Source organism: Luteibacter sp. (genome assembly GCF_051958795.1).
In the GTDB taxonomy this organism is placed as follows: Bacteria; Pseudomonadota; Gammaproteobacteria; order Xanthomonadales; family Rhodanobacteraceae; genus Luteibacter.
In genome coordinates this window covers 1-9,095 of sequence record NZ_JBQCFT010000190.1, presented here as the reverse complement: position 1 = coordinate 9,095, position 9,095 = coordinate 1, and the positions used below count along the sequence as shown (strand labels likewise).

The window sequence follows — 9,095 nt, the reverse complement described above, 5'->3', positions numbered from 1 at the left end:
GATCCAAAAGCGGGCAGCAGGTCACTGAAATCGAGCAGCCGGTGCGCCACGAGGTGGCGCACGCCCTCGATGGATTGGCCTTGCCCATCCACGGCCAGCAAGACCGCATCCAGCAAGGCCTGTCGGCACGCCTCGGCCACCTTCGGGCGGACGATCACGTTGACCTGGCCGGTTTCATCCTCGAGCGTGACGAAGGTGATGCCGCTGGCGGTTTGCGGGCGCTGGCGCACGGTGACCAGGCCAGCATGGCGTAACCACGCACCGTTCCGTGCCGTTTCCAGGTCACGCGCGCGGCGCACGCGGCGCGACAGCAAGTTCTTGCGAACCAGCGACAGCGGATGCCCGCTCAGTGAAAGCCCGTGCGTGGCGTAATCGGCGAAAACGTTTTCGGCGTGCGTGGGTGGGCGTAGCGTCGTACGTTCCTCCCGCACGGCATCGAGCAGGGGCAGGGTGCGTTCGATGCCGGCGCTTTCCCAGCGCGCACGATGGCGGTGCCCGCTTAGCGTACGCAATGCGCCGGCATCGGCCAGGCGCTCGCGCTCGAAGCGGTTGAGTTGTGCGCGTTGGGCTAGGTCGGCCAGGTCACGCAACGGCGCGTCGCCACGTGCGGTGGCAATGCGCGCGCCAAGGTCGGACGACAACCCGCCGATCATGCGCAGCCCCAGCCGCAAGGCAAACGCGCGGGGTTTGTTCGCCAGCGGCTCGAGCGTGCAATCCCAGGCGCTGGCGGTCACATCCGGTGGCCGTACCTCAACGCCATGGCGGCGCACGTCGGCCACCAGTTGTGCGGGAGCATAAAAACCCATCGGCTGGCTGTTGAGCAGCGCACAGGTGAATACCTCCGGGTAATGGCATTTCAGATAGGAGGATGCGTAGGCGATAAGGGCAAAGCCCGCCGCGTGCGATTCGGGGAAGCCATAGCTGCCGAAGCCCTGGATCTGGTCGATGATCTGCTGGGTGAACTCCGCGGTGTAGCCGTTCTTCGACATGTTACGGCGGATCTTTGGCTCGAATTTCTGCAGGCCGCCACGGCGTTTCCATGCGGCCATGGAACGGCGGAGTTCATCCGATTCGCCCGGCGAGAAATCCGCCACCACCTGCAGGATATGCATCACCTGCTCCTGGAAGATCGGGACGCCGAGCGTGCGTTCCAGCACGGGCCGCACGCCGTGTTCGTAGGTGATCTCTTCCGGCGGCAGTTTCCGACGCTGGAGGTACGGATGCACCATGCCACCCTGGATGGGGCCGGGGCGGACGATCGCCACCTGGATCACCAGGTCGTAATAGCGCGCGGGTTTCAGGCGCGGCAGCATCGACATCTGCGCGCGCGATTCGATCTGGAACACGCCGACGGTATCGGCCGCCTGGATCATCGCGTAAGTAGGGCCGTCGTCCATGGGGATATCCGCCAGCCGCGGGTAATCCCTGATGCCATGCTCGCGTAGCAGGTCCATGGCTTTCTGCATGCAGGTGAGCATGCCCAGCGCCAGGCAATCCACCTTCAGCAGCTTCATGGTTTCCAGGTCATCCTTGTCCCACTGGATGATGGTGCGCTCATCCATGGCCGCGTTTTCCACCGGCACAAGATGATGCAGGGGCGTATCGGAAATGACGAAGCCGCCGACATGCTGGGAGAGGTGCCGGGGCATGCCGTTGAGTTCCTCGACCAGTACGACCAGCTGGCGGATGGTCCGGCTGGCGATGTCAAAGCCGTACTCGGCGAGGCGCACGGTGATGGGTACTTCGCCGTGGGCATGCGAATAGGCGCGGCTCAGCTGGTCGAGCTGGTCTTCGGAAAGGCCCAGGGCCCGCCCGATATCGCGCGCGGCGCTCTTGCGCCGGTAGCTGATGACCGTGGCGGCCAGCGCGGCGCGTTCACGTCCGTATTTGTTGAACACGTATTGCAGTACTCCTTCGCGCCGCTCGTGTTCGAAATCCACGTCGATATCCGGTGGCTCGTCACGCTCGATCGAAATAAAGCGTTCGAACAGCGTGCTGATCTGTTCGGGATTCACTTCGGTGATGCCCAGGCAGAAACACACCACGGAGTTGGCCGCCGAGCCGCGGCCCTGGCAAAGGATGCCCTGTGAACGGGCGAAGCGAACGATATCGTGCACGGTGAGGAAGAAGGCTTCGTACTTCATCGTGGCGACGAGGGTGAGCTCCTTTTCGATGCGCCCGCGCAGTTCATCGTCGATCCCGCCAGGCCAGCGCGTGGTGACGCCTTCCCAGGTAAGCTGGCGCAGATAGCCCGTGGCATCCATGCCTTCGGGTACCAGTTCGCGTGGGTACACATAATTGATGCCGCGGATATCGAAACCGGTGCAGCGCGCAGCCACTACCCGGGTTGCCTCGAGCAGGTCGCGGGGATAGATGCGCTCCAGCGTTTCGCGACGGCGCAGGTGGCGCTCGCCGTTCGGGAACAGGGCAGTGCCCGCGTCGGCCAGCGGGCGATTCACGCGGATGGCGGTCATGACATCCTGCAGGGCGCGTCGACGGCGCAGGTGCATGTGGACATCACCTGCCGCGACGCAAGGCAAGGCGTGGCGCGCGGCAAGGTCGCGCAGCGCGGCCAGTTCGGCAAGATCGTGCTGGCCGCGGTGCAGTTCCACGGCCAGCCACGCGCGCCCGGGGAAATGCGTTGCCACCCAGGCGGCGCGCTCGTCGTGGGTGGTGGCGGGCGTGGCCTGCCAGGGGCCGGGTGCCCATAGCAGGCACAGGCCTTCGCCCAGGGCTTCCATATCGCTGCGATGCAGTTCGTAGTGGCCCTTGCGGGCGCGCCGGCGGCCCACTGTGATCAGCCGGCAGAGTTCGGTGTAGCCGGCCTGGTTTTCCACCAGCAGCACGAGCACGGTGCCGTCGGCAAGCCGGAACTCGCTGCCCACGATGAGCGGCAACTCCATTTCCAGCGAGGCCTCGAGCGCACGCACGATGCCCGACAGTGAGCACTCGTCGGTGATGGCGAGCGCGCTATAGCCAAGCTCCTTCGCCCGCTCGAACAGTTCGCGCGCGCTCGATGCGCCACGCTGGAAACGGAAGTCGCTCAGCGCAGGCAGTTCGGCGTAGGCGGGGAACTCGACATCGCCGTCGTTCGCCGCCGGGTCAGGCAAACCAGCCATGCAGCATCCACCCATCCAGCGTGCCTGGCGGCAGGTAAGCCCACGCCTGCTGGCCATGCACCGTGCGCACGATGTAATAGTCGCGCCGCGTATCGGCGCCATCCCACCAGCCGCTTTCGATGCGTTCCGGCCCGGCCAGTACCGCCGCCGGCTCGGGACGCATGGGCATGGGCCTGGGCAGCAGCCATAGCGGGCGCCGCCCACGCGGCAGGCTGACGGTGGCGGAAGGCGTGCCGTAACGCGAGGCGCGCTCGGGGCGGTGGTCGTTCACCACCGTGAGCTGGCGCAGGGCGGCATCGCCCAGGCGGGCGCGCAGGCGTTCATCCAGCGTGGGCCAGTCGAGGCCATCGCCACGGATGGGTTCGAACAGGTCGCGCAGCGGGGGCCGGAAGACGGGCAGCTCATCGGCGTGCAGTTCGATCGCGCGTGCCGGCGCGGGCAGCGTGGCACGTTCCAGGCGTGTGCGGGCCAGTTCGAACAGGCGCTCGGCATCGCGCTGGGGGGCGGCCATGGCTACCATGATGCGCGTGGTTTCGCCCCGCGCATGTTCGAGCGTGAGCGTGAAACGTTGCACGCCGCCATCGCGCGCCGCCAGCAGGTTGGCCAGGGCGCGGGTGAGCCGGCGCAACGGGAACAGCAACGGCTGGCTGCCATCCAGCTCGGCATCGAATTCGATCTTCTGCTGGAAGTTGGCCGGGGGGTGCCAGGCGGGCAGGGCATCCGAAGCCTGCCCGCGGATGCGATCGAGCCAGTTCACGCCGGCCTTGCCGATACGTCGGGTCAGTTCGGGACGTGGCAGGCGGAAGATATCGTCGAGCCGGCGAAAGCCCATGGCATGCAGCGCGGTGACCGCCGTGGAAGGCAGGCCACTTTGCGTGAGTGGCAGCGCACCGAGCATGCGGATGACGCCCTCACGCGTGGGCAGCACCATGCCATCGGCGGTGGCGGCGAAGACCCACGAGGCAGAGGCGAACGGGGTGGCGGCCAAAGTGTGTGCGTGGCCTTGCTCACGCAGCCCGGCGCTCACGCGCTCGGCCAGCACAGGCCAGCCATCGAACAGGCGCAGGCTCGCGCCTACCTCCATGAGGATGGCGTTGGGTGGCACCAGGCTGACATGCCCACTGAACTGGTAGCACCAGGCGGCGAGTTCACCGAGCAGGCGTTGCTCGGCATCGCGATCGCGCGGGCGGACTTCCAGCGCGGGACATAACGCTCGCGCGGCGGCCACGCTTTGCCCACGGCGTATGCCGAGGGCGCGCGCTTCATCGTTGGCGGTGGCGATCAGCCGCTGGCGGGCGTGGCTGTCGAGTAGTGCAGAGGGGCCTGCCTCCGGTATCGCGGCGAAGGCGGCGGAGAACGCCAGGCCAGGAAAACGGAGACAGGCCCAAAGCATGGCTGCGGTAACGGGGCAAAAAAGAGGCGTCCGGCATGGCGGCGGATGAGGACAACACCATGCCGGACTGACCTCAGGCCCGCATGCGGAGCAGCGGAGCGGTGGTGGTCAGCAAGCCGCGCGACTTGAGGACATCCACATAGGTGGCCTCGTCGCTGTTGCTGACCTTGAGACGGAGTGCCGCCGGGCTGTTCTGCGCGGCGTGCTCGGCGGAACGGAACACCATGGCGCAGGCATCGCCGCTTTCGGCGGCCAGCTGCAGGCGGCGCAGGCTGCGGTAATCGATATCCGGCAGCCAGCCGACGACGGCGCCGCAGCAACCGGAGCGCAGGCACTGTTCCATGCTCCACGCGGCCTCGGTCGAACCGGCGTGGATTTCATGCAGGAAGCGCAGGTCGACACCCGCGGCGGCAAGCGCCGGTGCATAGGGCTGGTACGGCGGTGCGATGAAGATGACCCGGCGGTGTTCCTGGGTGAGCGCGGCGAGCGCCGGCATCACCAGATCGAGCTCACCCAGGCCATCGTGTTCGAAAAGGATCTCGCTGACGGCGCCCTGCGGCCAGCCGCCACCCGGCAGGCGGGTATCGAGCGAGGTCCACCCGGTGGGCAGCGCGCGTACGCGCGGCTGCCGGTCGGCGGAACGGCGCCAGATACCGGGATGGTCCAGGACCTGGGCCAGGTTGTGCGAAGCAGAGGCGATGGCAGCATTCATGGCTCAGGTCCTGCGGATGATGCCGACGTAGCGACCTTCGATAGCGAAGGCGTGGCGGCGGGGGTCGACTTCGATGGGCTGGAAGTCCGGGTTTTCAGGAAGCAGGAGGAGGCGGTTGCGCTCGTGCTTCAGGCGCTTCACCGTGACCTCGTCATCCAGGCGGGCCACCACGATCTGGCCGTCATTGGCGGTGGCGGTACGGTGCACGGCGAGGAGATCGCCATCGAGGATGCCGACATCGCGCATGCTCATGCCCACCACGCGCAGGAGGTAATCCGCGCGGGGGTGGAACATGGCCGGATCGATCTCCAGCTGGGATTCGATGTTTTCCTCGGCGAGGATGGGCGAGCCGGCGGCGACGCGGCCGATGAGCGGCAGCTCGTGGAGCAGGGCGGCGCGGATGGCCGCGGCGTTACCCGACGGCAGGCGCAGGCCACGATGCTGTGGCGAGCGCTCCAGCACACCCTTGCGCACCAGCGACTCCACGCAGGCCTGCGCGGAGCTGTGGCTCGGGAAGCCCAGGGCATCCGCGATCTCGCGCAGGGTAGGCGGCAGGCCCTGGGTCTGCAGGTACTCCCGCAGGAAGTCCAGGGTCTTCTGCTGTCGCTCGGTGAGGTTCGGCGTCGTCATGTGTACATTTGTACATAAGCCGGGGCCGGGGTGCAAGTGGCACGTTGCCTTGCGGGGATTCTCAGGTGAAGAAAGCTTACAAAGGCACTGAGGTTGAAAGGGTTTTCCTACGCGAAGAGCTGGGCGGCAACCAATCGCACGAGGGTCCCGAACAAGTAATCCTAGGGTCATCCATCACTTAGGGAGCCCCTTCACCCATGAACGCCCTGGCCTACGATGTTCCGGCGACACCTGGTCTTACCAGCGAAGTTGCCGCCGCCGCTGCCCGTAGCCAGTATGTCGACCTTGAAGTACGTGTCAGCAGGCTTGAAACCGGTATGGATTACATCCGAGACGATATCCGCAACCTTCGCCTTGAACTGCGGGATACCCGCAATGAACTCCGTGGGGAAATCCGTGAGCTTCGGGTCGATTTCCGATTCCTGCTGGGCTCTTTCATCACCTTCGGTCTCGGTCTCGCCGGCATGATGGCCAAGGGTTTCCACTGGATCTGATGCACGATTCTGCATGTCTTGCACGTTTGTGCACGATTGCGTAAATTGTGCGCATTCCCCTCCCCATGGAATGTGCATGAATCCCACTCGAGCCACCCGGCTGATCTTCCTCCTGTCCGGCGTCGGCATGGCCAGCTGGGCACCGATGGTGCCGTACGCCAAGGCTCGCCTCGGCCTCGATGACGGCACGCTGGGCCTCGTGCTCCTCTGCATGGGCTGTGGTGCGGCGGCTGCCATGCCACTGGCCGGCTTCCTCACCCATCGTTTCGGCAATCGCGATGTCATCGGTGTCAGCGGCCTGTTGGTGTGCCTGGCGCTGCCGCTCCTTACCCTGGCGCCGGATGCATGGGCACTGGCGGGTGCGCTTTTATTCTTCGGTGCGGCCCTGGGTGTCGTCGATGTCTCGATGAACGCCCACGCCGTGGATGTGGAGAAGCTACGCGGCAAGCCGATGATGTCTGGCTTCCATGGCCTCTTCAGTGTCGGTGGCCTCGTGGGTTCCGCCGGCATGGCTGCCTTGCTCAAGGCAGGTGCACCGCTCACGGGCAGCGCCATTGCCGTATCGGTCGCCTTGCTCGTCATCGTCGCGACGCAGTGGCGGCATTTCCTCGTGCGCCACGAAGAAGCCCACGCCGATGCGCACGCGCCGTTCCGCATGCCAGGCGGCGCTGTATTCCTGCTCGGCTTCCTTTGCATGGTGGTCTTCCTGGCCGAAGGCTCCATGCTTGACTGGAGCGCCGTGTTCCTGCGCTTCTCACGGGGTTTCGATGCCTCGTCGGCCGGCCTGGGTTACGCGGCGTTCTCCATCGCCATGGCGGTATGCCGGCTCATGGGCGATCGCATCACGGCGCATGTGGGTCCTGTCGCCATCGTGCGGGGCGGCAGCATTATCGCCGCGGCGGGGTTCCTCGCCGCCACGCTGATCCCCTGGGGGCCGGCCGCACTGTTCGGCTTCGTACTGGTAGGTATCGGTGCATCCAACATCGTGCCGGTGCTGTTCAGCGCGGCCGGCCGGCTGGGTGGTGCTTCGCCTGGCGTCGCCATCGCGATCGTCACCGCGCTGGGTTATGCCGGCATGCTGGCAGGCCCCGCCGGTATCGGTTTCGTGGCCCACCTCAGTACGCTTTCCATCGCGCTGACCGGCGTTGCCGGGCTGCTCGTCGTTGTTTCCCTCTGCGCGTCCATCGCGCGCCGCTGATCCGGAGCTTTCCCTATGTATGCGAAGCGAGACGTAGTGATCTTCGATTTCGGTGGCGTCATCGTCGACTGGAATCCCCGCCATCTCTACCGCAAGCTGTTCGGCGACGACGAGGCCGGCATGGAGCGCTTCCTCGCCGAAGTCACCACGCCGGAATGGAACCTGCGCCAGGACGCCGGGCGGCCGTGGGCCGAGGCGGTGGCTGAACTGAGCGAAGCACACCCGAGCCAGGTCGACCTTATCACCGCCTTCCACGAGCGCTGGGAAGAGACCCTGAAAGGGCCCATCGACGACAGCATCACGATCCTGCACGACCTGAAGAAGGCCGGGCATCCGTTATACGGGCTCACCAACTGGTCCGGTGAAACCTTCCCCATCGCCCGCGCGCGTTACGACTTCTTCAACTGGTTCGACGGGATCGTGGTCTCGGGCGACGAAGGCATGATCAAGCCGGACCCGAAGTTGTACGAGACCTTGCTTGAGCGCTACGACATCGACCCGAAGCGTGCGGTGTTCATCGACGACAACAAGGCGAACGTCGATGCGGCGGAGGCCCTCGGTATCCATGGCATCCATTTCCATTCGCCCGCGCAGCTGCGTGCGGAACTGGTTGCCCTGGGTTTCCTGCCGAAATGACCCTGCCGGATACCACGCTGCCGCGTGAGCGCCAGCAGCTGATCCTCGAGCGCCTGCAGCGGCAGGGCAAGGTGGTCGCCGCCGAACTCGCCCAGGAGTTCAGGGTGTCGGAGGATTCGATCCGCCGCGACCTGCGCGACCTCGCTTCGCAGGGCCTGTGCCGTCGCGTCTACGGTGGCGCCTTGCTGGCGCCGCACGTGGCACCGCTGGGCGAGCGGCATAACGAGCGCGTGGAGTTGAAGCGCCAGCTTGGTCGGGTAGCGGCATCGCTGGTCGGGGAAGGGCAGATCCTGTTCCTCGACGCCGGCTCCACCAATACGGCGCTGGCGAAGGCGTTGCCGGATCATCGTGGCCTTACCGTGGTGACGAATGCGCCCGATGTGGCGCTGGCCGTACTGGGCCGCCCGGGCTTCGATGTGGTGTTGCTTGGGGGAAAAGTCGACCCGCGCATCGGTGGCGCCATCGGCTCCCGGACGCTGCGCCAGGCGCAGGATATCCGCGCGGATTTCTGCTTCCCCGGTGTCTGCGCGATCGATCCGCGCAGCGGGTTGTGGACGATCGATGAAGAAGAAACGATGTTCAAGCAGGCGATCATCGAAGCCAGCGGCGAAACCGTGGCGATCGCCACGCCCGACAAACTGGTGGCATCGGCGACGCATCACACGGCGCCGATCACGGCGATCACCCACCTTGTGGTGGCGGCGGATACCGACCAGGCCACGATCGACGCCTACAAAGCCGCAGGGGTGGCTGTACACCTATAAAGAAGCCTGTGGGAGCGGGGGGGGGGCGGGCGGGGGGTGTGGGGCCGGCTCCGACCCCCCGCACCCGCCCGCACGCCCAAAAAAATATTGGGGGTGGGGCGCCCCCCGCGCGGTTTTGCCCCCGGGGTGGTGGCGCGCGGCGCGGCCGG

At 66.2% G+C, this 9,095-nt stretch carries 8 protein-coding genes; 4 read left to right on the top strand and 4 right to left on the bottom strand.

The window, feature by feature from the left end:
- The 4 genes from ACTHLF_RS09720 to lexA all read right to left on the bottom strand — a co-directional run.
- Positions 1-3,119: error-prone DNA polymerase (locus tag ACTHLF_RS09720; RefSeq protein WP_440326965.1), on the bottom strand; the 3,119-nt coding region annotated here is incomplete at its 3' end.
- Positions 3,103-4,512: a Y-family DNA polymerase gene (locus ACTHLF_RS09715; protein ID WP_440326964.1), complete on the bottom strand. Its 1,410-nt coding sequence runs from the start codon at positions 4,510-4,512 to the stop codon at positions 3,103-3,105. The genes ACTHLF_RS09715 and ACTHLF_RS09720, both read right to left, overlap by 17 nt.
- Before the next feature lie 73 nt (positions 4,513-4,585).
- On the bottom strand, positions 4,586-5,224 hold the full coding sequence (imuA, locus tag ACTHLF_RS09710) for a translesion DNA synthesis-associated protein ImuA (protein WP_440326962.1): 639 nt from the start codon (positions 5,222-5,224) through the stop codon (positions 4,586-4,588).
- Positions 5,225-5,227: 3 nt separating this feature from the next.
- Positions 5,228-5,854, bottom strand: a complete 627-nt coding sequence (gene lexA, locus ACTHLF_RS09705) for a transcriptional repressor LexA (RefSeq protein ID WP_440326960.1) — start codon at positions 5,852-5,854, stop codon at positions 5,228-5,230.
- A 197-nt stretch (positions 5,855-6,051) separates the two neighbouring features.
- Here lexA and ACTHLF_RS09700 point away from each other — a divergent pair, with 197 nt between their 5' ends.
- The 4 genes from ACTHLF_RS09700 (at position 6,052) to ACTHLF_RS09685 (ending at position 8,946) form a co-directional block, all read left to right on the top strand.
- Positions 6,052-6,348 (top strand): hypothetical protein, encoded by a 297-nt coding sequence (locus tag ACTHLF_RS09700; RefSeq protein ID WP_440326958.1) that lies wholly within the window; start codon positions 6,052-6,054, stop codon positions 6,346-6,348.
- 76 nt (positions 6,349-6,424) lie between these two features.
- On the top strand, positions 6,425-7,546 hold the full coding sequence (locus tag ACTHLF_RS09695; protein ID WP_440326956.1) for an MFS transporter: 1,122 nt from the start codon (positions 6,425-6,427) through the stop codon (positions 7,544-7,546).
- Positions 7,547-7,561: 15 nt separating this feature from the next.
- The gene (locus ACTHLF_RS09690) at positions 7,562-8,182 is read left to right on the top strand and encodes an HAD family hydrolase (RefSeq protein WP_440326954.1); all 621 of its coding nucleotides are present in this window, start codon (positions 7,562-7,564) and stop codon (positions 8,180-8,182) included.
- Complete coding sequence (locus ACTHLF_RS09685; protein WP_440326952.1) at positions 8,179-8,946, top strand: DeoR/GlpR family DNA-binding transcription regulator; 768 nt, start codon at positions 8,179-8,181, stop codon at positions 8,944-8,946. Before ACTHLF_RS09690 ends, ACTHLF_RS09685 begins: the two co-directional genes overlap by 4 nt.
- The last annotated feature ends 149 nt before the right edge of the window (positions 8,947-9,095 follow it).